The 24,348-nt window shown below is 35.1% G+C and carries 17 protein-coding genes and 1 pseudogene; 3 read left to right on the forward strand and 15 right to left on the reverse strand.

The window, feature by feature from the left end:
* The 8 genes from H602_RS0104690 to radC form a co-directional block, all read right to left on the reverse strand.
* A partial coding sequence (locus H602_RS0104690; protein ID WP_035758939.1) for a transposase occupies window positions 1-246 on the reverse strand: 246 nt, incomplete at its 3' end.
* A 429-nt stretch (window positions 247-675) separates the two neighbouring features.
* Complete coding sequence (locus H602_RS0104695; protein ID WP_157504912.1) at window positions 676-1,692, reverse strand: hypothetical protein; 1,017 nt, start codon at window positions 1,690-1,692, stop codon at window positions 676-678.
* Window positions 1,693-2,097: 405 nt separating this feature from the next.
* Window positions 2,098-2,814 (reverse strand): hypothetical protein, encoded by a 717-nt coding sequence (locus H602_RS0104700; protein WP_026976978.1) that lies wholly within the window; start codon window positions 2,812-2,814, stop codon window positions 2,098-2,100.
* A 20-nt stretch (window positions 2,815-2,834) separates the two neighbouring features.
* On the reverse strand, window positions 2,835-3,524 hold the full coding sequence (locus tag H602_RS0104705) for a YjjG family noncanonical pyrimidine nucleotidase (RefSeq protein WP_026976979.1): 690 nt from the start codon (window positions 3,522-3,524) through the stop codon (window positions 2,835-2,837).
* Window position 3,525: 1 nt separating this feature from the next.
* Window positions 3,526-4,023, reverse strand: coding sequence for a hypothetical protein (locus H602_RS0104710; RefSeq protein ID WP_026976980.1), 498 nt, complete (start codon window positions 4,021-4,023; stop codon window positions 3,526-3,528).
* Window positions 4,016-5,260, reverse strand: coding sequence for an ABC transporter permease (locus tag H602_RS0104715; protein ID WP_026976981.1), 1,245 nt, complete (start codon window positions 5,258-5,260; stop codon window positions 4,016-4,018). Before H602_RS0104715 ends, H602_RS0104710 begins: the two co-directional genes overlap by 8 nt.
* Window positions 5,257-5,883, reverse strand: a complete 627-nt coding sequence (locus tag H602_RS0104720; protein ID WP_026976982.1) for an ABC transporter ATP-binding protein — start codon at window positions 5,881-5,883, stop codon at window positions 5,257-5,259. The genes H602_RS0104715 and H602_RS0104720 overlap by 4 nt, the downstream gene beginning before the upstream one ends.
* 82 nt (window positions 5,884-5,965) lie before the next feature.
* A complete protein-coding gene (gene radC / locus H602_RS0104725; RefSeq protein WP_026976983.1) occupies window positions 5,966-6,655 on the reverse strand; it encodes a RadC family protein in 690 nt (229 codons plus the stop codon).
* A 75-nt stretch (window positions 6,656-6,730) separates the two neighbouring features.
* On the opposite strand from radC, the gene H602_RS0104730 reads away from it, so the two are divergent.
* Window positions 6,731-7,309, forward strand: a complete 579-nt coding sequence (locus tag H602_RS0104730; RefSeq protein WP_026976984.1) for a DUF1287 domain-containing protein — start codon at window positions 6,731-6,733, stop codon at window positions 7,307-7,309.
* A 53-nt stretch (window positions 7,310-7,362) separates the two neighbouring features.
* Here H602_RS0104730 and H602_RS0104735 read toward each other — a convergent pair whose 3' ends face one another.
* Window positions 7,363-8,718 carry a UDP-N-acetylmuramate--L-alanine ligase gene (locus H602_RS0104735; protein WP_026976985.1) on the reverse strand — a complete coding sequence of 452 codons (1,356 nt, stop codon included), beginning with the start codon at window positions 8,716-8,718 and terminating at the stop codon, window positions 7,363-7,365.
* Window positions 8,718-9,413, reverse strand: coding sequence for a tetratricopeptide repeat protein (locus H602_RS0104740; RefSeq protein ID WP_026976986.1), 696 nt, complete (start codon window positions 9,411-9,413; stop codon window positions 8,718-8,720). The genes H602_RS0104735 and H602_RS0104740 overlap by 1 nt, the downstream gene beginning before the upstream one ends.
* Window positions 9,414-9,587: 174 nt before the next feature.
* Here H602_RS0104740 and H602_RS19280 point away from each other — a divergent pair, with 174 nt between their 5' ends.
* Complete coding sequence (locus H602_RS19280) at window positions 9,588-16,079, forward strand: alpha-2-macroglobulin family protein (RefSeq protein ID WP_026976987.1); 6,492 nt, start codon at window positions 9,588-9,590, stop codon at window positions 16,077-16,079.
* A 56-nt stretch (window positions 16,080-16,135) separates the two neighbouring features.
* Here H602_RS19280 and H602_RS0104750 read toward each other — a convergent pair.
* A pseudogene (locus tag H602_RS0104750) lies at window positions 16,136-16,375 on the reverse strand (S46 family peptidase); the annotation flags it as partial.
* A 154-nt stretch (window positions 16,376-16,529) separates the two neighbouring features.
* On the opposite strand from H602_RS0104750, the gene H602_RS0104755 reads away from it, so the two are divergent.
* Window positions 16,530-18,173, forward strand: a complete 1,644-nt coding sequence (locus H602_RS0104755) for a hypothetical protein (RefSeq protein ID WP_026976989.1) — start codon at window positions 16,530-16,532, stop codon at window positions 18,171-18,173.
* A 534-nt stretch (window positions 18,174-18,707) separates the two neighbouring features.
* Here H602_RS0104755 and H602_RS0104760 read toward each other — a convergent pair.
* From H602_RS0104760 to H602_RS0104780, 4 genes are all read right to left on the reverse strand, one after another.
* A complete protein-coding gene (locus H602_RS0104760) occupies window positions 18,708-20,861 on the reverse strand; it encodes a S46 family peptidase (RefSeq protein ID WP_035758946.1) in 2,154 nt (717 codons plus the stop codon).
* 376 nt (window positions 20,862-21,237) lie between these two features.
* A complete protein-coding gene (locus H602_RS0104770; protein ID WP_026976992.1) occupies window positions 21,238-22,293 on the reverse strand; it encodes an o-succinylbenzoate synthase in 1,056 nt (351 codons plus the stop codon).
* A gap of 6 nt (window positions 22,294-22,299) precedes the next feature.
* Window positions 22,300-23,505 (reverse strand): tetratricopeptide repeat protein, encoded by a 1,206-nt coding sequence (locus H602_RS0104775; protein ID WP_026976993.1) that lies wholly within the window; start codon window positions 23,503-23,505, stop codon window positions 22,300-22,302.
* A gap of 156 nt (window positions 23,506-23,661) precedes the next feature.
* Entirely contained in the window at window positions 23,662-24,339 is a 678-nt protein-coding gene (locus tag H602_RS0104780; RefSeq protein ID WP_026976994.1) for a metal-dependent hydrolase, read from the reverse strand.
* Between the last annotated feature and the right edge of the window lie 9 nt (window positions 24,340-24,348).

The raw sequence follows: 24,348 nt of genomic DNA on the forward strand, positions 1-24,348 counted from the left end.
TTTTAAGATATCACGTTCTAGCGTTACTTCTCGTAATTCCTTCCTCAATGCCTTAAGTTCTTGTTCCTCTGGCGAGACGTCTCGCTTCTTAGAGAAATCACCTGATTTAGCTTCATATTCACGTCTCCAACGACGCAGCATATTGCCATTCAAGCCATACTCATCACTTACTTCCTGTACTTTTCGTCCCGAATTTAATAGTTCAACCAACATAACCTTAAATTCTTGTTCATAAACTTTTGCCATAATTCAAATATACTATTTTATGGGCTCAATAAATTCGTCTCAGCAAAGGTAGACACTCCAAAAAGCCATAAAAAAGTGGAAGAGTAAAATTAGAATAATTGAATTAGTTAACAAAGCATTATATTTATTGCGTCCCGATTCAATATCGGGAAGGTCGCAGGTTCGAATCCTGCCACCCCGACTAAAAGATCCTTTCTGTTTTCAGAAGGGATTTTTTATTTTCAAAAGAATCGTCTTGTAATAAATTTATTACATCATTTTATCAGAAAGCAGGTTTACACATTCTAAACACGTTAGTAAAGCAAAGCAAGATTACATAAAAATGCCCCAAAAAACTAATTGTTGTTTGGGGCATTATACTTTTGATTTATGCGTAATTCGATTTTTTAAATTGAAATTAGTACCGCTTTAAATTACACCAGAATTATATTAATCGCAGAATTTAATCGTCAACGGCTCTGAAACCAGTCTTCCGTCAATAAAATACTCAAAAACCCATTGGTCATTTTTCATAAATACTGCACCGAATTTTTGATCAATTCGAGCCTCATAATAATTCGCTTGTAATGTATTGGTTATTTTTAAAATAACTTTTGGTGTTGTATCTATCAACTGATATCCATTCTCAATCGCTTGAGCATAAAGCAGCATTCCACTAAAACTATCCTCTTTTTGAATAGCCTCTTTTTTGCTTGAATCAACTTCTGCCTTAACTTCCGCAGTAATTTGCGTGGCCTTAGACTGCTCTTTAACCGGTATTTTCACAGCAGGATTTTGCGGCACTACTTTAGGCGTCGAAACAGCAACTGTAGACGTATTTTTATTTACAACTGTTGGTTTAGCAATTTCGTCATTATTACCTTTACTAGCAGCTTTTACTGCATCTTGTAGCGCTGATGCTACTATTTTTACTTCTGTTGACGCACTAGGGTTTTGCTGCAATGTACTTATCGCTTCTAAAGCAGGTTCAACTTTAGTGATTTCCAAAGCATTGCCATTAGTAAGTATTATTTGTCTTTTGACACCTTCGTACTTATACTTCAACAGATTTGGCGACTTTAACGCACCATCTAAAGCTGCAGTAAATGCATCATGGTGGTCCTTTTCACTACTTCCACCAATTTCAGATTGATAAATTACCGAATTATTGCAATCCGTAAACTCGATAATAAACTTAAATAAAAAGATATTACTCTTAGGAATAACGTTCGCATTTAAAATATAACAGCGGTCACTTTCTTGTACATTTGCAAGATCAGAGTTGTACAGCACATTGAAACCATACTCTTCCAATTGGCATTTCAAAAGTCTGTTGAGTTGGTACTCATCTGGAGTGCGTTGAAAATTGTACTTCGGACTGATCGAAACGTATTCGTAATCATTCAAGGTTTGTGCAAACGACATTACAGTGCATAAGCTGCAAAGCGCTAAAATTATCTTTTTCATACTCATTTTCATGAAATACTCATGATTTTTTTTTGGCACAATAGGCCAAGTTATAATTAATGTAGATTTTGGGGGAGGTTAATTGGCGTATACTTTTACAAAATGTTTTTACAAAACACGAATACTAATCGCGTCGAAAAATTTATTTTCTTTCAATGATGGATGCAACTTTTCTAAAACTAATTCAATAATTTATTAGAAAATAGCACTGCTGATTCGCAATTTGTCTTACAAGCTCTAATGGAACATAGAACTAAGTAAAAGACTACAATTGGAACCGCAAATTTTGCGCAAAAGTACTCTTAAAAACACAATTAATAGCTATTTTGTGAAGATTTTAAAATGTAATTTGACTCGCTGAACTCTAAATTTTAGGATAGATACGTATTGTAACGGATTTAGGATTTAAAACTTAATGATCAATTGCTCTGAAATAAGTTTTTCATTCTTGTAATATTCAAAAAACCACTTACTGTCTTTTTTGAAAACCAAACCATTTCTTTCGCCTGAAGTGGCCATAAAATAGTCGGGTTGTGAAGTACGATGCATCTTCAATATTACTTTTGGACTGGAGTCAATTAACTGAAAACCATTGGGAATTGGTTGCGCAAAAAGAGTATTATCAGAAACCAGCGTTGTAACAGGAGCCACGGTGTTCACCTCACTTTGAGGTTCTTGTGTCTTTGCTTCATTTTTCTTACCAATAAATTTATAATTTATCGCTTTAACGGATTGCAATGCATCTTGTAATGCTTCATTATACGCCTCTTTTTTTGCTTTGATTTTACTTGTTCCAATATCCGATTGAAAAATGGTCGCATTATTGCAATCTTTAAAAACGATATAAATCTTGGTAAGAAACATGGTGCTTTCGTCTATTACATTTGCGTTTAAATACAAGCATCTGTCCGTATAATTGGTATTCATCTGATCTGAAGTATAAGACGCCGTGAAGCCATAATCTTCCATACGGTATTTCAATAATGTATTGAGTCGATATTCATTTTCGTCACGCTGGAAATCAAATTTAGTTGGCACCACTACAAACTCAAATTCATTGATTTTCTGTGAAAACACCATCAACGAACATAACCCAAATACCATTAAAAATGCATGTTTCATTATTCTACTTTTTATCCTTGTTATAGGTATGTTTTTAAATCTAACAAGTGATTGACTTGTCTTATTGTTTGATCTTCGAGAATTTGAGGGATTTCATTAAAGAGAATGGCTTCCATTCCGCAATTGATCGCGCCACAAACATCTGCGTGAATGCAGTCTCCAATCATAATACTCTGTTCTCTATTGGCATTCGCTTGACGCAAGGCAAACTCATAAATAATGGGATTTGGCTTCTTGACTCCAGCAGATTCACTGTTCGTAACTGTTTTAAAATATGGTGTCAATTTGGAATTATCCAATTTATAATTTTGCAAATCATGAAAACCATTTGTTATAATGTGCAAATTATATTTCGGCTTTAGGTACTCTAAAAGTTCAAATGTTCCCTCAAAAAGATGATTGTTATCAGGCAAGTACTGGATATATTCGTCCGCCAAAATCTCCACAGCCGATTGGTTTACTTGCACATTTAATGCCGCAAAAGTATCAATTAATCGACCGTACCGCATTTCATCTTTCGAAATCTTATCGTCCAGAAAAAGATCCCAATATTTATAATTTATGGGAGAATAGTGTCTTATAAATTCCACCGGATCCACTGGAATGTTGTTTTTCAGTAAAATTTTCTCAAAAGTCATTGCAGAATTTTTCTCAAAATCCCACAACGTATGATCTAAATCAAAGAAAACGTCTAAAATAGGTGCTTTCAAATTATTTACCTTTTACAATTTCTGCATTCTCAATGTGATAAATCCAATCTTCCACATCATTTTCATTGATTCTAAAAGTACCAACTAAAGTTACATATTGATCGGTTTTTAACTTAGGAGTTGCTCCTTTAAATTTGATTCCCATAATGGTTTCTGGACCAGCATTTCCGCAGAAAAAACAAGAAGCAAAGACAAATTTACTCAATGCAAATGTGGTATTGTCAATAGGAATAATGAAACCGCTCATCGAAATTCGCTTGGACGCTTTTTGTTTCAATAAAGGACTCACTTGAGGATACATGATTTCTCCGTATTCCTTATCTGCTTTTTTGATGAATTTAATCATTCCGAGAAGCTTCCAATTTAAAGAATCTATAGGCGAAGCGATAAAATAGGATGCAGTTGATTCTACATTTGACATTTTTTTAAAATGAGTCTCTTTGGCAGAAGCCAAAAAAGTACACAATAAAAGAGCGGATATAAAAATTGATTTATGCATTTGCTAACGTTTTTGAAATATTAAGTCGATATGCTTTTACGGCTGGAATCACTGCCGCAATCAAACCGACAAAAATAGTGGTTAAAAATAAAATTCCTTCTTCTTTTCCGGCAAATTCAAATGGATTGAATGCCATTTTATAATTTTCTTCTGTGGAAGTGGAAATAAGATACAGTCCGAGACGACCAACAATTGTGCCTAAAATAAATCCGATGACACAAAGTAAAATACTTTCAAACAAAACTAAAATTAGTAATTGTGAACGACTTGCTCCAGAAACCCGCATTAATGCAAATTCGTATTTCCGTTCTTTCAAGGTATTGTACAATGCGATAAAAATACTAATTCCAGAAATGAGCATGATTCCATACGCTAAATATTGGAGTGCTTCCAATCCAATTCCGAACAGCGAAAACAATCGATTGATCTCAATAGCAGGCGAAGCAGCTTGCATTTTGGTATTCTGAGCAATCAATCTCGGCCACAATATGAAACCCATTTTATTTTTTAATTTGACCAACACTGCGGTAATCTCATGGTCACTTTCATGATCGTGTGCTTCTTCATGATTGTGATCGTCGCCTTCTTCATGCTGGTGTTCTGCTGCAGCGGTCGCGTCTTCTTCATGATGGTGCATGGCCCAAACGCTTTCAATGTTTGACAAAATCAAGTTGTCAATCACTTTTCCAGTTGGTGACGCAATTCCTTTAACGATGTAAGCATATTCGTCATGAACTTCTCCTTCTTCTGCATCTCCGTGTGACCCAAAAAATTTGTCCCCAACTTTAAAGTTCATTTTTCGCGCTACTTCGCTTCCCAATACTACTTCAAAGTTTTTAGTAAACATTGTACCCGAAACTAGGTTGGCTTCATATTTTTTTAAGTACTCCTCGGTAGTTCCCACGATTCTAAAACCGCGGTAATTATCACCAAAAGCCAATGGAATTGCTGTTTTTACAAACGGATGCTTCATCCAGACTTGTGCTTCTTTGTAATTGATATTTCCCGTTGGCGCGTCCATTTGATAAACAGAAGAAAGAATCAGTTGCATCGGACTACCTTTGGCTCCAATAACCAAATCCACACCGTCAATGTTACTCGAAAATTGTTTTTCAAATTGTTTCTGTAACAAAATCAAGAGGGAAATAATCGCCACACTTGCTGTCAAAAGTATGATGCTCAAAACGGTGTTGAGTGGCTTAAACCAACTGTTTTTCCAGGCAATTTTAGCTATCATAATTCAATAGTAGTTTTAAAACGTTCTTTTAATCGTTGATCGTGCGTCACTATAATTAAAGCCGCATTGTATTTCTGTGATAAAGTAGCCAACAATTCTGCTACAATTTTTGCGTTTTCATCGTCTAAGCTGGAAGTAGGTTCGTCTGCTAAAAGGAGTTTGGGTTGGTTAATCAAAGCTCTCGCTATGGAAACGCGTTGTTGTTGCCCCACACTCAATTGACTCGGTAATTTGGATGCCGATTGCTCCAAACCCAAAAGCGACAATAATTCGATTGCTTTTTCTCTCTTTTTGGTATTATCGGTTAACCAAGAAGCTAGCTCAATATTTTCCAAAACAGTTAACGAAGCTATGAAATATGCTTTTTGCAAAATCAAACCAATATTTTGACCTCTAAAATGATCCAATTTCTTGGCGGAAAGTGTGCAAATATTGACATCATTTATAAAAATAGCACCGGATGTTGGTTTTAAAAGACCACCAAGCAAATGCAGTAATGTCGTTTTTCCGGTTCCCGAAGCGCCCGTGATCAATGTGGCTTCTCCTGCTTTGCATTGCAAATCGGAAAACTGAAACTGTGTTTCGGAATTGTACTGAAATAAAAGTTGTTGCGTACGAATCATCGGCAGAAAACGTTAAATTTTACAATTGGGAAAGATAGGCATCTAGAAAATTTTCGGCAACAATTTAACGTAAGTTTTATACTTATAAAATTCCGTCATCGGCAAAACTTAAATATCCATTTTGAGTTACAATTAAATGATCGATTACGTTTACATCGAGCATTTTTCCAGCTTCTTTTAGCTTTCTTGTAATTTGTTTGTCGGCCTCACTTGCCTGCAAAATCCCTGAAGGATGGTTGTGACAGAGAATTAAATTCACTGCATTTTGTTCAAATGCCATTTTAAAAACAAGGCGAATATCGACCACAGTTCCCGTAATTCCGCCTTTACTCAATTGTGATTTGTAGATGACTTTATTGGAATTATTGAGGTATAGAATCCAAAATTCTTCATGAGGCAATTCGCCAATAAATGGGTAGATGATGTCAAATGCTGCCTTGCTGGACGTTATCTTTTTGAGTTCGACTTCCTCTTCAGAACCACGGCGGCGTCCAAGCTCCATCGCTGCCATAATTGTAATGGCTTTTGCTTCGCCAATTCCTTTGAATTTAGTGAGTTGCTGCAGTGTCATTTTTCCCAATGCTTTTAAATTACTGGCTTCGCCCAAAATGCGTTTACTTAAATCAACAGCACTTTCGTCGCGACTTCCTGAGCCAATTAAAATAGCAATGAGTTCTGCATCGCTCAAAACTTGTTTGCCTTTGAGCATTAATTTTTCACGCGGTTTATCGTCTTCGGCCCATTGTTTAATTGAAAATGAAGTCTGTTCCATGGCTTTTAATTTATCTGAATAATACTAAAACTACTTTTCAAACGTTTGAACATCTGAAAATCAAGTACTAAATTAATGAAATTACTCTATACTCTAGGATTATTTTTGATGATTTCTTTTCCAAATCAAGAAATAACTTTTGACCGGAAATTATCCAATGCCGCAATTACTTTAACTAAAGATAACGTTACTTATGATGGTGCATACGTTTCCATTAAATACCCAAACGGTGATGTTCCTTCAAACAAAGGCGTTTGTACAGATGTAATTATTCGAGCGTACCGAAAGCTGGGTATTGATTTACAAAAAGAAGTGCACGAAGATATGAAAGCCAATTTCTCAAAATATCCCAAAACCTGGGGTTTGCGAAAAACCGATACGAATATTGACCATCGACGGGTACCAAATTTAGAAACATTTTTTAGTAGAAAGGGACAAAAATTAGCAGTCACTAACAATCCATCTGATTACAAAACAGGAGAAATGGTGACTTGGATGATTGGTGGTAAAATGCCTCACATTGGGATTGTTACACATTTAAAATCGCGTGATGGGAAACGTTTTTTAATTGTGCATAATCTAGGCGGTGGCCAAGTTTTAGAGGATTGTTTATTTAGTTATGAGATTGTGGGCCACTTTAAGTTTAAAAAGTAAAAACCAACTAACTTAAAGTTAATTGGTTTTTAATTATTACAAAAAGAATTTTTCTATGAAAGCATTCCTTTCACCTCATCAAAGTTCAAACCACCATAATTTCCAGAACTCATTAGTAACAATGCACTTTCTTTTAAATCATGGGCACGCAAAAAATCTTGAAATTCTTGTGGGTTGGTGTAAATAATCAAGTCATTTCTTTTGAAAGCTGCTGAAATTTGTTCGTAAGTTACTTCTTCCAGTTGTTTGATTTTTACTGCGTCAGGCGAATAGAAAACTACGGCAACATCTGCAGCATCAAGTGCTCCTTCATATTCTTTTAGAAACTCGGCGTTCAAACTACTGTAGGTATGCAATTCTAAACAAGCTACTAATTTCCGATTGGGATATTGTGCTTTTACGGCTTGTGTAGTCGCTTTTACTTTACTTGGGGAATGTGCGAAATCTTTATAAGCAACAGCCGTTTTCGTTTCGGCTATTTTTTCTAAACGTTTCGAAGCACCTTTAAAAGTAGCAATCGCTTCATAGAAATCGGCTTCATCCACTCCCATGTTTTGGCAAATCCATTTGGCTCCAGCCAAATTATTTAAATTGTGTGCGCCAAAAACCTCTATTGGCATTGGTCCTTCTGGCGTTGACAATAGAGTGGTTCCATCTTCAACGGTATATTCTGGTGTTTTGTAAGCGATTTTACGAATTGGATTTGTCGCATCTTCAGCCACTCTTTTCACCTCGGCATCGTCTTCGTTATACACTAAAATCCCACCATTTTTTATTTTTTGAATAAAAGTTTCAAATTGCTCCACATAAAAGTCATAAGTGGGAAACACATTAATGTGATCCCAAGCAATTCCTGAAATCAATGCAATATTGGGTTGGTACAAATGAAATTTCGGACGCAAATCAATGGGAGACGACAAATATTCATCGCCTTCTAAAACGATAAAATCATTTTCTTTGGTCAAATGCACCATCGTATCAAAACCTTCCAATTGAGCGCCAACCATATAATCAACTTCGATATTGTGGTAATGCATCACGTGCAAAATCATCGACGTTATCGTAGTTTTTCCATGTGAACCGCCGATTACAACCCGCGTTTTATTTTTGGATTGTTCAAATAAAAACTCCGGATACGAATAGATTTTCAAACCCAATTCTTGTGCTTTTAGCAATTCTGGATTGTCTGCCTTGGCGTGCATTCCTAGAATTACTGCGTCAATTTCTGTAGTAATTTTTTCTGGAAACCAACCCATTTCCATAGGTAACAATCCTTTTTTATCCAGACGTGTTTTTGACGGTTCAAAAATTGCGTCATCGCTACCGGTTACTTGATCTCCTTTTTGGTGTAAAGCCAAAGCTAAATTGTGCATGGCACTGCCGCCAATTGCTATAAAATGAGTCCGCATTATTTATTTTTTTTAGTGTCAAAAGCAATTTTCAACGCTTCTGCTTTCTTAGATTGATTTAATTTATTTTTATACAAATTGTATAATTTTTCAAAAGTAGTTTTGGATTGACCCATTTCAAATGCCTTCTTAAATTCGGGTTCGGCTTTTAAGTAACGGCTAAAATATTCCTGAATATGTCCTCGCGATAAATAACCATCCACAGGTGAAATTACTAAAAGTTCATCGGCGTATTTCTGTGCTTTTTTCTCACTTCCGCCTAAAATTCCAGGCACTTGCAAGTAAAATTCAATTAATGCCCAACGTGCATCAATGTGTTTTGGATCTAATTGAATGGCGGTTAAAAATGATTTTTCAACATCGCCAAGCATTCCTAAAGCGGCAAATTTATTTCCCTCTTTTGCTTTCATACCCAAAACGCCTCCGTATTTATAGTGGTAATTGGCATTTTGTGGATTAGCAATTTTTAATTTCTGGTAGTATTTCAATGCCAGATTCCAGTCTTTAAAATGTCCAGCAATATCGCCTAGATATTCTATCGCCTTATAATTACTAGGTTCTGACCGTACAATATTTTCAAAAATAGGTTGTGCCAAGGTGTATTTCTCCTGTTGAAAAAGAAACTCAGCCTTTTTAAAATCAGATGCATCCATAGTTACAGTGAATAAAAGTAGAAAAACAATCAAAGTCCGCATGAAACAATATTTGATTTCAAAAATACGCATTTGAGTTGAATATCATTTGGTTTTTTAAAATGTTTAGTAGTTTTCGTTGTCGCAAATGTTGTAAATTGGCTTAGCAGAAAATGTTGTGCTGTGATTTCAACCTTCTGCCCTTTTTTGTACTCTATATCATTATACACCGGACTTATGAAAAAACTTCTACTCTTCATTTTATTCTTTACATTATCATTTGGGTTTGCACAAGATTTTCAACAAGAATGGCGCGAAGTAATCCAGTTTGAATTGGACGGAAAAGTTAAATCTGCCAGTTCATTAGTGGATGAAATTTACATAAAAGCCAAACGAAAAAATCTAGAAGATCAGATTATAAAGTGTTTTTTCTACCAATCCAAATTTCTGCAAATTCAAGACGAAAATGCGCAAACGTTGATCGTAAAAAACATTAGAGCTGAAATTGCCAATTCCAAATTTAGTAAAAAAGCGCTTCTAAGTTTTATTTATGCTACGCTTCTCGAAAGTCACTACCAGCGAAATCAGTATGTAATAAATGCACGAACTGATTTGGAACACAACAGCTCGCTTGATTTTAATACTTGGACTCGAAAAGATTTTGAAACTGAAATAGCCAAAATCTATACAACTTTACTAAAAGACGACAAGCAATTGCATGAAACACCGATTTTAAAATTCGGTTCTATTTTTGAAATTTCACCGTATACGGATGCTAAAAAATGGTCGGTTTATGATTTTCTTCAGGATAAATCATTGAAGTATTATTTTACAAATTTCAACGCTTTGGCAGAAAAAAAAGCGGCGAAAATCATTCCTTTGTTGCTTGCTGATGCGTCTGAATTTATAAAAATAAATGCCGACACCATTTCGAACGAGCAATTAAAAAGCATTGTAACCATTTTTCAAAATAATGAACGCTATGCTTTACAAAACAGTTTAAAAGAAATTGATGCTTTGCGCTACGAGCGGATGCATCGATTTTCAACATTTATAAGTGACCAAAAATTGTACTTTTCCCAGCTCGAAATTTTGCGAGAAAATACAAGCGATTCCTATTTACTTCAAGATTTGAAAGTTGATTTTGCCACTTTTTACAATTCGATAACGACGAAGGAAAGCATACAAAATTATCACCCTGAAGTTTTAGCTCTCATTGACGAGGTTTTAGATCAGAAAGAAAACCCCAACGCAAAAGCAACTGCCGAACGGTTAAAAGAATCCCTACTTAAAAAGAGTTTGAGCATTAATCTAGCGGGTGCTTTTTATCCGTTTCAAAACTACCGCGCTTTTGTAAGTTATAAAAATGTGGATACGTTGAAAGTCAGCTATTATAAAATTCCTGTATCCGTTTTCAAGAATTTGGAGGTCACAAATGATTACAACAGACGTGTAAGAAATGACATTTTCGATCGAGACGCTTTAGTTTCGGCTTATATTAAACAGCATCAGCCACAGAAAACTGTTGTAAAAACGCTTCCGTCCAAGAACAATCATTTTGAATATACGACTGAAATTTTAATGGATCCTATGGATGTAGGTCAGTATTTAATTTACTTTGAAACCAAAAATCCGTATCACAAATCCAAATCCGATTTTGCGTATAAAGTGATTCAAGTTTCTACTATTAATTTTGTGCAGCAGAAAAATAATGATTTTGATGCGTTTAATTTATTAGATCGAAAAACGGGAAAGCCTATTGAAAATGCAGTGGTCATTAATGAGAAAACTACGGTTAAATCGGACAAAACAGGAAAAGCGCGTTTTATTTTGGATTCCAAAGGATCAACTTCTACTACTGATTTGCTTTTGATCAAAGAAAAAGATACACTTTACACTTCTTATAGTAAAAGTAAAAAATACAACACAGACGACGGCGAAAAATTGGATTCAAAAGCAATGGTTTTTTTCGACAGAGCCATTTATCGCCCAGGGCAAAAGGTATTTTTTAAAGGCTATATGTTTCAAAATAAAAACTATTTCAAAAGTGTGGTTCCGAACCTGACTGTTCATGTCATTATTGAAGATGCAAATGGAGACGAGGTTAAAACCTTTGACATTCAAACGAATGAATTTGGCAGCTTTACGGGTGAGTATGTTATTCCGAAAAATGTGCTAACAGGCGAATTCAGCATTACGATTGAAGAGCCCGATAATTACGAGGCTGATTCAAACTATTATAACAAAAAAGAAGACGAACATTCATTTTGGGACAATGCCAACTATTCCAACTACCAAGGCTTTAAGTTTCAAGTGGAAGAATATAAACGACCGACTTTTGAAATCACTTTTGACAAAATTACAGCGAATTATACCATTGGCGATACTGTAATTATAAAAGGCAACGCCAAATCTTTGGCAGGAAGTAATTTGACAAATGTAAAAGTGGCTTACACGCTCTCAAAAAATATAGAGATGCAAGATGTTTTCAATCCTAATGAATATAAAATCGTTGAAAATGAAACGAAAACAGACGAAAAAGGTGATTTTGAAATCAAATTTGTTGCGGAATTAGAAATTGGCACAAATGCGACCGTAAACGTTATTAATTATAATTTAAATGTTTCCATCACTGATTTAAATGGCGAAACAAGAACGGCAACTTCCCGAATCGCTGTGGGACAAGAAATGCTTAAACTCAACTGTGTCATTGAACCTGTACTTGTGCAAGAAGATCAAAATTCGATGGAAATAGTAGCTACCACTTTAAACGACTTTCCTATAAACGCCAAGGGAAGTATTACGTTTATTGAACAAAATGCGTCCGATTTTCTAATTCAAAGAGAGCGGTTTCCCGAATTGCAAAGCATCGAAAAGAAAGAATTCGAACGCTTATTTCCTTATGAAGCTTACGATAAAAAAGATATTGAAATAACTGAAAAAGAAGTTATGACTATCAATTTTGACACTGAAAAATCTAAAGTTGTTGACTTGTCTTTTTTGAAAAAATTTAGAACTGCTAATTATAAAATTATCCTTAAAGCGAACGATCAAAACGGAAATGAAATTGTTAGTGATCGCACCTTTGAACTCATTTCAAAAATAAAAATAGCCGATAAAAAAGAACTTTTCACTTATTCTCAAATTGAGTCAGATGCGTCACATTTTGTTTTTGAATTAAAATCGGTTATACCTGATTTGTACATTACAACAAGAATGTATAATGATAATAAGCAAGAATCAGAACTAGTAACTCAATTAAAAAACGGCTACGGCGTGGTGAAAATTTCGCGTAAAGCAAAATACAGGAACGATGTTCATTTTCACTTTTCAACGTTATGGGAAAACACGTATGTAGAAGATCAGTTTTCAATTTTAAAAGACGACATCACAAATAACCTCGAATTTGAAATTGTGAGTATGCGAAATAAAGTGGAACCCGGAAGTCTCGAAAATTGGTCTTTTGTACTTAAAAATTCAAAATTGCAATCGGAAGTTTTGGCCAGCATGTATGATTCTTCTTTAGATCAGTTTACAACTAGCGATTGGAAAGTACAGGAATTTTACAAGAATAGAAATTTACCCGAAGTTATTTACCAAACTGAATATTGGTATAATAACACGATACAGTTTAGAAATTTAAGTTTTACATCCAGTCATTTTAAACCGTATAATCCCGATCCTGAACTCAATTGGTTTGGTTTTAATTTTACAGATCGAAGTAAATATGTCAACAAGAGTTATTTAGAAAAAGTACAAAGCATCGCTTCCATTCCGGCAAATGCTACAATGGTTTCGGGAAGTATTTTTGAAAAAGAACTTCCATTACCCGGAGCTGTTGTGATGATTCAAGGAACAACTCGTGGCGCTCAAACTGATTTTGACGGACGCTTTACCATTGCCGTTGCAAAAGGCGAAGTATTGGTCTTTAGCTATTTGGGATTCCAAAATGAAACAGCTGTTTATAACGGTCAGAAAAATTTTAAAATTATCTTACAAGAAGATGAAAATAAACTAGAAGAAGTTGTTGTGCAAGGTTATGATGTTGTTAAAACAAAAAGAAGTTTAAGCCTTTCATCGGTAACAATTACATCGCGTCCCAATGCATCATTATTACAAACACTTCAAGGTCAAGTTGCCGGTTTAAACATTGTAAGTAGTAGCGGCCAACCGGGAGGTAGTTCAATGATAATGATTAGAGGCGTAAGTTCTGTAAATAATGATCCATCTGAACCGTTATATGTAGTTGATGGTGAAATTGTAACTTCAGAACAATTTAAAAATCTAAATCCTGATGATTTACAAACAGCAAGCATTTTGAAAGATGCTTCTGCAACTGCAATTTATGGAAATCGCGGAGCAAATGGCGTTTTAATTATCACCACTAAAACTGGGATGAAAGATTTGGTACAAGTTAAAACGAGAACCAACTTTAATGAAACCGCCTTCTTCTATCCAAACTTAACTACCGATTCAAAAGGAAACCTTAATTTCAGTTTTACCACTCCCGAATCTTTAACCAAGTGGCGCTTGCGGTTATTCGGTCATAATAAAAAAGCAGAAACAGGCTATTTTCAAACGGATATTATTTCGCAGAAAGACATTATGGTCATGCCAAATATGCCGCGATTTGTACGAGAAAAAGACGAGATTCAATTTGCAACGAAAGTTGTGAACATGACCAACGAAACGAAATCTGGAAACGCTATTTTATTGCTTTTTGATGCGGCAACCAATACCGCGATTGATTCCATTACAATGAATTCTGACAATATGAAAGTCTTTAATTGCAAAGCCAAAGAAAGTGTGGTAGTAAAATGGAACGTTAGCATTCCAGAGGGCGTTCAAGGTTTACGTTATAAAGTCATTGCAAAATCAGGAACAGTGAGCGACGGTGAAGAAAACATTTTGCCTGTTTTAACCGATAAAATTCTTATTACGGAAAGTATTCCAATTTGGGTCAAAGGAAATACGAAACGAGAATTCACAATTGAAAATCTAAAGAATAATACGTCAACGACTTTGCAAAATCATGCGTTGACTTTTGAATATACGTCCAATCCGGTGTGGATTGCCTTACAATCGCTACCGTATTTGATGACGTATGAACACGAATGTTCCGAACAAGTTTTTGCAAAATATTACGCCAATTGTATTGCAGAAAAAATCATTTCAAGCCATCCGCAAATTGAGCATTTATTCAAAAAATGGCATGACGACAAATCTGTTGTTTCGAAATTAGAGATGAATGAAGAATTGAAGTCAATTGTACTCGCAGAAACACCTTGGTTATTAGACACCGAATCAGATGCGGAGAAGAATAAGCGATTGGCAGTTTTGATGGATTTGAATACATTAAAGCAGAACAATACTGATACGTTTAAAAAACTAGAAGATAAAATGTTAGCGAGTGGCGGTTTTCCTTGGTTTAGCGGTGGAACGGAAGACCGATTTATTTCGCAACACATTTTGGCTGGAATTGGGCATTTGAATCAACTATTTCCTACAGACAGTTTGAAATATAAAACAATTGTTTCGAAAGGAATTCCGAATTTAGACCATAAGTTTGTTGCAAATAATTCTAAAAAAGAAAAAATAGATCGTCCGTCTACTTTAGATCTAAATTACTTATATACACGAAGTTTTTATTTGAAAAATTATCCTTTTGAGACCAAAACAGATTCACTAATTCAGTTGCAATTGAAACAATGCAAAACAGATTGGCTTTCTTATTCATTGTACGAAAAAGGTTTGTTAGCCTTAATTATGAATCGTTTTAATGAAAAGGATTTTGCCCAAAAAGTAATTACAAGTCTAAAAGAAACGGTTTCAAATAATGATGAGATTGGCATGTATTGGATTGAAAATAATTCGGGTTACGGTTGGTATCAGTCTAGTATTGCAACACAAGCTTTATTGATTGAGGCTTTCGCCGAAATTGATAAAGACAAGGAAACAATTGACGCAATGAAAGTTTGGCTGATTAAAAACAAGCAAACCAATCGTTGGTCTTCTACAAAATCCACCACTGAAGCCGTTTTTGCATTAATGAATCAAGGAAGTGATTGGACTTCGCTGAAAGAAAATACTAAAATTGAAATTGGAGACGAGAAACTATTTACACAAAAAACTTCGAATAAAGAGGACGAACAAAATGCAGGTTATTTAAAAATCCACTATAAATCAGAAGAAATAACTCCAGAAATGGGCAGTATTTCTATAGAAAACAAATCAGATGTTCCGGGTTTTGGTGGTTTGTATTGGCAGTATTTTGAGTCTTTAGCAATCATCAAGAAAGATTCGACTCAAACCATTTCCATTGATAAAAAGTTGTTCAAAAAAGTCACCACCTCAAAAGGAGAAGAATTGATTGCGATTACAAATGAAACCTTGAAAGTGGGCGATCTATTGACGGTTCGCTTGATAATTAAAACGGAAAATGATTTGGAATTCGTTCATTTAAAAGACTTACGAGCTTCGTGTTTAGAACCTGTTGATGTGATTTCAAAACATGAATGGAAAGGAAATTTCAGTTACTACAAAAGCACAAAAGACGTTTCCACGAACTTCTTTTTCGACCGATTGCAAAAAGGAACTTACGTTTTAGAATACGATTTAAGAGTGACCAATCAAGGAAATTTCAATAATGGAATTTCGACTTTGCAAAGTATGTATGCTCCGGAATTTTCGGCACATTCTGAAAATAGTAAAGTGATAGTAAAAGAGTAACAAAAAACCCGAAAGCACAAACTTTCGGGTTTCTTAATTTATAATTCTAAAGTAAATTACTTCACAATAGTCATCTCATCAATGATGTGTTTTGCACCAGCATATTTGTCGATAATCCAAAGTACGTAACGAATATCTACGTTAATTGTTCTTTGTAATTTCGGGTCAAAAATAACGTCACCTGCCATAGCTTCAATATTTCCGTCAAAGGCAAGACCGATTAATTCTCCTTTTCCATTCAATACCGGAGAACTTGAATTTCCACCTGTAATGTCATTATCTGTTAAGAAATTGATTGATTAAATAATACAGCATTTTGCTATTCTAAATAATATTTCATAAATTTCAGCTAAATAACTTAAAACCATATATCATGAAAGAAAGAAAGAAAGAAAGAAAGAAAGAATAAGTCATATTGTACTTTTTCTATCATTAATTGGATTGCTGTTTATGAATTGCGACACTAAAGACGACACATTTGAAGAGGAAAGCAGACTGAAAAGTCCAATAGAATACGTTACACTTTCGGATTTTAGCTCCAACATAACTACTAGTGATATTTCAGAAAAGTTAAAACTTAATTTTGACATCAACAAAAACAATAATCAGTTGGCACAAAGTAAAGGTGTTACTAATGATGATTTAACTATAATTACCGATGAAATTATAAAAATCACAAAGAACGACACTATTTATTATACTTTTAAAACATTTACCCCACTTGCAAAAAACAATGAATTTTATAACTTAATTGTTTATGTAAATCGCCAACACGAAATTTTTAATCTCGAATTATTGAGATATACCCCAGAAATTGATTGGCTTTCCGATATTAAAAAGCCATACAGGGGCACGGTAGCAAAGATAGAACATGAAATTTCAATGAGCACTTTAATTGCAAACCGCTCTTTTAATGGTTTAGGAAATTGCCTTCAAAGCGTTTCTACGAAGTGGAACTGTGAACAAGATAATGAACATTCTGGTCCAGGAAAAGGTAGAACTTGTACGTATTGGGATTTAATTGTTACGCTAAATTATGGCCCTTGCCCTGATGAGAATGAGGAAGAAGTTGAAGTAATTGTAGATGTACCTTCACCAGGTGGCGGAGGTGGTGCAACTCCTGACGGAACACCTACTGTACCAACACCTCCTTGTCAAGAAGTTGTTGGAGGTCAAACTATTGGGATTACTGACGGAAGTGGGGGGTGTTTGGATGCACAGTTGTCTTTAACTGCAATTCAATTGAAAAATGCTTTAGAGACAAACCCGTATTTACTTTTAGACATTCCTTGCGACCAAATACCAAAATGGCAAGAAATAGCACAATATGAAGTTCCGCAGGTAGTAAAAGACAAAATTAATACTATTGATTCTCAAACTGGTTGGTTTTCATCAGCTGCAATTCAAACTTTAAATGATTCAAACAATGGCGCTGCTGTAAATATGGATTTTTTTCCGGTTACAATTTCCCAAATGCCAAAAAAACCTAATGGACAAGTTTTTACTCAAAAAGAATTATTTGAATATATAAGAACTAATATCAATGATTTTTTTGACGATTTAACATTTACTCCAATTGTTGATTCAAATTATAATATAGATGACACAGCATTGTGGCAGTCGAATAATCCACTAAAAGCTATTCTTCAAATAAACATCTTTCCAAATATGGGAAGCGTTGTCTGCAGTAATTTCAACTCAAATACAGGAGAATGGTACTTTTCAACCATAACTGATCCTTGGTCTTATAGTCATCCTGTAAGCGGAAATAGATCATTTGGCTATTTTACCGATAATTTAGGCCGTATGGTAATTTATACACGTGGAGTTGATAGGATCACTCATGGAAGCTCCATGCTAAGTTTACCAGGTGTTATTGCTGAGGCTATTCAGCAAGAAATTGCTTTTAACAGTGCTGATAATAAGTGGATAAATTTTCAAAATAAGATTAAAGATTTCGTTAATAGTGGACAAGCTGCATCTAATAATGGTCAAGCTGTTGCTAATATTCCCAAGAAATTTAGGCCGAATTGGGATAAAGTGAAAAATGTACTAAATGGTAGTCAGCCTATTTCTAGTCTAGGATGTAATTAAAATAGAAAACAAGATATGAAAGTAATAATTGCTCTATTGGAATCTTTTTTAGGCATATTACTATATGCTATTGTGAACTCACTATGTCATTATTTAAAGTTAGATTTTTTTTCATTGGAAATGAATCTTAATCAATTTACTTTTTATAATATTTTTTCATCAATATTTTTAACACTGTTCTACATTTTATTTAATTTTAAACTTCTACTACTATTTTTATTATTTTATGTTTTACAAAATATTGTTTTACAAAACAGAGCATATAAGCTACAAATTAAAATTGTGCTTTTTTTGCTTGTATTTATTATTTTGACACTTATTTTTGACAGCAATTTCAGTTCTAATAATCAAACAATAAATCGGTTTCTGCAGTCCTGTATTTCGATTTTTATAACCTTAATTCTTGTCTCTAAAATTTCAGCATACGTACAATTGAAATATAGAGATTGGAGTTTATGAATGATAACTGTATTTTGTCAACAAAAAACCCGAAAGCACAAACTTTCGGGTTTTCTATATAATAATAAAATTGAATTACTTCACAATCGTCATTTCATCAATAATGTGTTTTGCACCAGCATATTTGTCGATAATCCAAAGTACGTAACGAATATCTACGTTAATTGTTCTTTGTAATTTCGGGTCAAAAATAACGTCACCTGCCATAGCTTCGATGTTTCCGTCAAAGGCAAGACCGATTAATTCTCCTTTTCCGTTCAATACGGGCGAACCTGAATTTCCACCTGTAATGTCGTTATCCGTTAAGAAATTTACCGGCATGAAACCTGCTTTATCAGCATATTGACCGTAGTCTTTTGCTTTGTTCATTTCGATGATTTTGGTTGGCATATCAAATTCGGCATCGCCTTTTTTGTATTTCTTTACCATTCCGTCCATCGTGGTGTAATTGTTGATTTTTGCATCGTTACGTTTGTCCGCTGGCAAAGCTCTTACTTTACCGTAAGTCAACCGCAAAGTTGAATTGGCATCTGGATACTGAATTGCATTCAATTTAGACTCTCTCAAACCTTCCACTAATAATCTAAATGACTTTTGAAAATCATTTTCCATAGCTCCCAATTCTGGCGATTTTGCACGGTATTGGTTCAATAAATCCGTTGAAATTTGATACAATGGATCATTTTTAACCACTTCTGCATCTGGATTCTTCATAAACTCCTCCACTGCTTCTCTACTTGAAAAAATACTTTTCTCCGTAGCGTTATTTACAAATTGCGTAAAATCACCACCGTTTTCAGCACTTAATTTAGCAACCATTGAAGGCAAACCATAAGCAGCTCCTTTTTTTGCATACAAATTCATTTGAGCAGCAAAAACATCTCTTTCTAATGGAGCATAAAACTCACCGTAATAATTTTCCAAAGCCCCTTGAAGTCTTGGCAACATTTCTGCTCTTTTTGCTTCATTTTCGCCAGCATAAGCAATCAAACCATTTCCTAAGTTAGCTGGTAAAACACTATAAGTAGCCGTTCTCAACGCTTGCATCAAATAACTATCGTGACCTGACTTTAAATCTGTAGCTGCGTAATATTTATTGATTGTAGAAAGTACGTTTCCGTATTTTTCTTTATTTGCTGATTTGTTTGCCCATTTGTCAAATTTAACTTCCTGACCTGCTTTGGTTTTTGCTGTTCCAAATTTAGTCAAAGCATCAATCATTCCTTGACGGTTTTTCCAGTAGTTTGCAGTAGATGCAAATTTAGAAGCATACATTAAGTTTACTTTTTCGTCTACTTTCATGTATTTCTTCATGTTGTCCATACCCGTTTTAGCACCTTCAACCCAAGCAGGGTAAGCATACTTTACGTTCTGGTCAATTCCACCCGCCGGCATCCAACGGTTTGTTCTTCCTGGATAACCTAAAATCATAGCAAAATCATTTTCTTGAACACCTTTCAAACTTACAGGCAAATGGTGTTTTGGTTCCAAAGGCACGTTATCCGCAGCGTATTCTGCAGGATTTCCGTCTTTATCCGCATATACTCTAAACAGAGAGAAGTCGCCTGTGTGACGCGGCCATTCCCAGTTGTCTGTGTCGCCACCAAATTTTCCAACACTCTCTGGAGGCGTACCTACTAAACGAACGTCTGTGTAATCTTGATATACAAAATAGTAGTACTCATTTCCTTGAAAAAACGGACGAACAGAAACGGTATATTTTCCACCGCCGTCATTTTCTTTCTGGATTTTTGCCATTTCTTGATTTAAAGCTTTTTCACGCTCTAATTCAGTCATTTTGTCGTTTACAACGGCTAACATTCTTTTAGAAACATCGTCCATACGTACAAAAAATCGAACGTATAGTGACTTTGGTTTCATCTCGTCTTTTTTGGTAGCTGCCCAAAAACCATTTTTCAAGTAGTTTTGTTCTTCGCTTGAAAGTTCTGCGATCGCATCGTATCCACAGTGGTGGTTTGTTAAAACCAACCCTTGGCTTGAAACCATTTCAGCAGTACAACCGCCGTTAAATTGAACGATTGCGTCTTTCAAACTTGAATTGTTAACGCTATAAATTTCCTCTGCAGTCAATTGAAGACCCATTTTCTGCATATCTCTGTGATTCAAACGTTCGATGAACATTAAAAACCACATTCCTTCATCGGCCTTAACCGTTGCCGGCATTACCATTATCGAAAGGGTAACGAATAAAATAATTTTTTTAAACATGTGTATGTTAATTAAATAGTTAGTGTTTTGCAAGTACAAGATAACTTGTTTTTTGCGGTGCTAATATATGACATCTAAATAAGTTGAAATACTTTATCGATTGCAAACTAACTCGTTTGCGTAGTTTTTAACTTTTCTTTTAGAAATTTTTGCCGATAGGGAATATGCATCGGTGTTCAAATGTAATTTCGCTTAAGAATTTTTCTGGTTCTGGTTTAAAAAATTGGCTCGCAAAGTCGCAAAGAAAAGCAGCTCGAACTTCACGTCCTTGCGGGATAAAAAAATTTAATGTTAAAATAGAAATCATGAAGTATTATATCACACTCAAGCCACAAATGATAACATTTCAAACTCTGCATATTTGCGAGCTAGAAAATTAACGGTTAAAAATGAAATTTGGCACATTTATCGCCCATTTTAAGTGAGAATTGTACCACAATTGTCCTTCTTTTACTTCCAAAGGCGAATCAAAATTATTAGTATACAAACCGCCCGTTCCCAAACCTTGCGGCAAAGCTGATTGAAGTGTAAAGGTAAATTGCGCAATCGCATTTAAACCGATGTTACTTTCTAAAGCAGAAGTAATCCACCAACCGATATTGTATTTCTCAGCAACTGCAATCCATTCTTGAGTACCTTGAAATCCACCCACCAAACTTGGCTTTAATATGATGTATTGCGGTTTTATTTCTTGTAAAAGTCGTTCTTTATCGTCAAGCGAAAAAACACCAATGAGTTCTTCGTCCAATGCAATTGGAAATGGTGTTTGTTGACACAACTTTTTCATCTCAGCAATCTGATGTTGCTTAATTGGTTGTTCGATGCTGTGTAAATCAAATTGATGCAATTCTGTTAACTTCGAAAGTGCTTCTTCTTGCGAAAATCCACCGTTGGCATCCACCCGAATTTCCATGGTATTTGAATCAAAATTGGTTCGGATGAACTGCAATAATTCGAGTTCTTTACTAAAATCAATTGCTCCAATTTTAAGTTTGATGCAGTTGAAACCTTCCGCGATTTTCTGTTCAATTTGTTCCTTCATGTAAGCAGGTTCGCCCATCCAAACCAAACCGTTTATAGGAATGCTTTCGCTACTTTGTGTAAATTTTGAAGGGAATAATTCTAATGGATGATCACTTTCTACTGATAAAAATGCCATTTCAACGCCAAATTGAATGGATGGAAATTCAGTCAAGGCATCATAAAGTTTTTGTTTTCCTAAAGCAATGTTTTGACAAACCCATTGCAATTTCTCTTCGTAATCCGGTCGGTCGTCAATACTCAATCCGCGAAGAATTGCGCATTCGCCAATACCTTTTTTACCACCGTTTTCAAGAATTAAAAACCAGGTTTCTTTCTGTGTCAAAACACCTCGTGAAGTTCCCGAAGCGCGTTTAAAATCCAGCACATATTTTTGGTAAGTAGCTTGCAACATGATTTATTCCTGAATTAATTTCAAAATACGCTCAAAATTATCCGACTGAATTCCTGCTTTTTTCATTTCCTCAAAATCGGCTTTGGTACGGTTGATCCAACTTTCTGTAGCCGAAACATTTTGGTTTTTGTACTTTTTATGCACCGTTTTTGCATCATTGTATTGGTCGTTAAGAAGATAAACGTGTGCCAAATTCAATTGAATCAACAATTCGCTTTCGTCCATTTTTTCGGCTTCTTGCAAGGCTTGTGTTGCCTTTTCGTACTGCTTGGAATAAAGGTAATAGGTTCCCAAAGCGTTGTAATCCATCACTTTTCCATTGCCGTTGTCAATAAGTCCGACTTTTAACAATCGAATAGCACGGTCGTACTTTTTGCTATTGAAATATTGAAAGGAGCTGATGCGAACCGTATTCAAGATGGCTTGATTTTCTGGTTTATTGGTAAGACATTTTGCCCCAAAATCTTTATACGCTTTTGATTTTTCAGCCGCTAAGAGTTTTTGATACTCAGGAAATGTATATTTCTGCATGAACTGTTCTAAAATGCAAACGCAAAAATCATTAGAATTCCCCATTAATTCTGCTAAGTCGGAGGTCTTGCACAAATCAATAATTGATTTTTTATTGTCTTGACTCCAACCTCTACTTAGTTTAGTATCTACCCAAGGCACGATTTCTAAAACAATTTTTTGTTTCATAATCCAATTCTGACTTTCAAAAGCAAACCAAATATTTTGAGAATTTGCTTTTAAACATTTTGAATTTTCCAAAGAAAATAATTTTGCTTCCTTGCTCAAAGGTGTGTTTTGAACAAAGCAAGCAACGTCTGATTGCCCAGATTCTTTGTAATTGGTTGCCTTTTCTTCTGATGAAAATAAGGCATACGTACATTTATCATCGCCAGAAATCTTGGACATTAAGAAAACGGCACCTGCAGAACCTTGACTGATTCCTGAAGGATCTGGAACTGATTTTAGCAATGATACTAAGCTGGTTGCTAATTGTTGGTTGTCATCAAGAAGCGTAATTCGGTAAATGATTTCGGTCGTTCCTTTGGGAAAATCTTCGGACTTCACCGATATTCTGTTTCCGGCTCCTAGTGTAATTTCTTTGCTAGTGACGCGGGTTTTGTCCCAATATCCGGTTTGTTGGGCGGAAAGGGAAATGGTAAAAAAAAGTGCGATGAAATAAATAAACTGTGTTTTCATAGTAGCGAAAAGTTTGCTGCATAGCTCCGATTGAAGTCCTGATAGTTATCGGGATCCCGACTTTTTATCGGGAGATTTGGAAGGAAAGCGGAAAAATGGAAGAGATTGCTTCTAAACTCGCAATGACGAGCCCAAGCCATCCGCTTCAATAAAATTTTACAATTCAATTGATGCACCAATTTCGAGCAACATCAAATCTTTTCCGGCATCAAAAAATTTCTTTACAGCCTCTTTGTGGTCAATTTCTATATAGCCAAAAGTGTCAAAGTGGTAGCCCAAAATCGTATCGCATTCCACAAAATCTGAGGCAATGATTGCGTCTTCTACATCCATTGTAAAGTTATTTCCGATAGGCAAAATGGCTAGATCTAACGAAGTGCGAAGCGGAATGAGTTGCATGTCAAACGTTAGCGCGGTATCTCCAGCGATGTAAATATTTTTATGTTCGCCTTCAATTACAAAACCGCCTGGATTTCCACCATAACTTCCGTCCGGGAAGCTGCTGGAGTGAATGGCCTGAACAAATTTTACTTTTCCAAAATCGAAGGTCCAACTTCCACCGTGATTCATCGGATGTGTTTCAAAACCTTTATTGGCATAATATCCTGCAATTTCTGCATTGGAAACGATGGTTGCCTTTGTGTTATTGGCAATTGTTTCCACATCAGCAATATGATCTCCGTGAGCATGAGTCAGTAATATATAATCTGCTTTCAATGCATTGACATCAATGTGTGCAGCTTTTGGATTGGGCGAAATATAGGGATCTACAATAATGTTTAATCCACCAATTTCTATTCCTAACGAGGCGTGTCCGTAAAAAGTAATTTTCATAGTATTTGA

Origin of the sequence: Flavobacterium tegetincola DSM 22377, from assembly GCF_000425485.1 — a bacterium.
GTDB classification, from domain to species: domain Bacteria; phylum Bacteroidota; class Bacteroidia; order Flavobacteriales; family Flavobacteriaceae; genus Flavobacterium; species Flavobacterium tegetincola.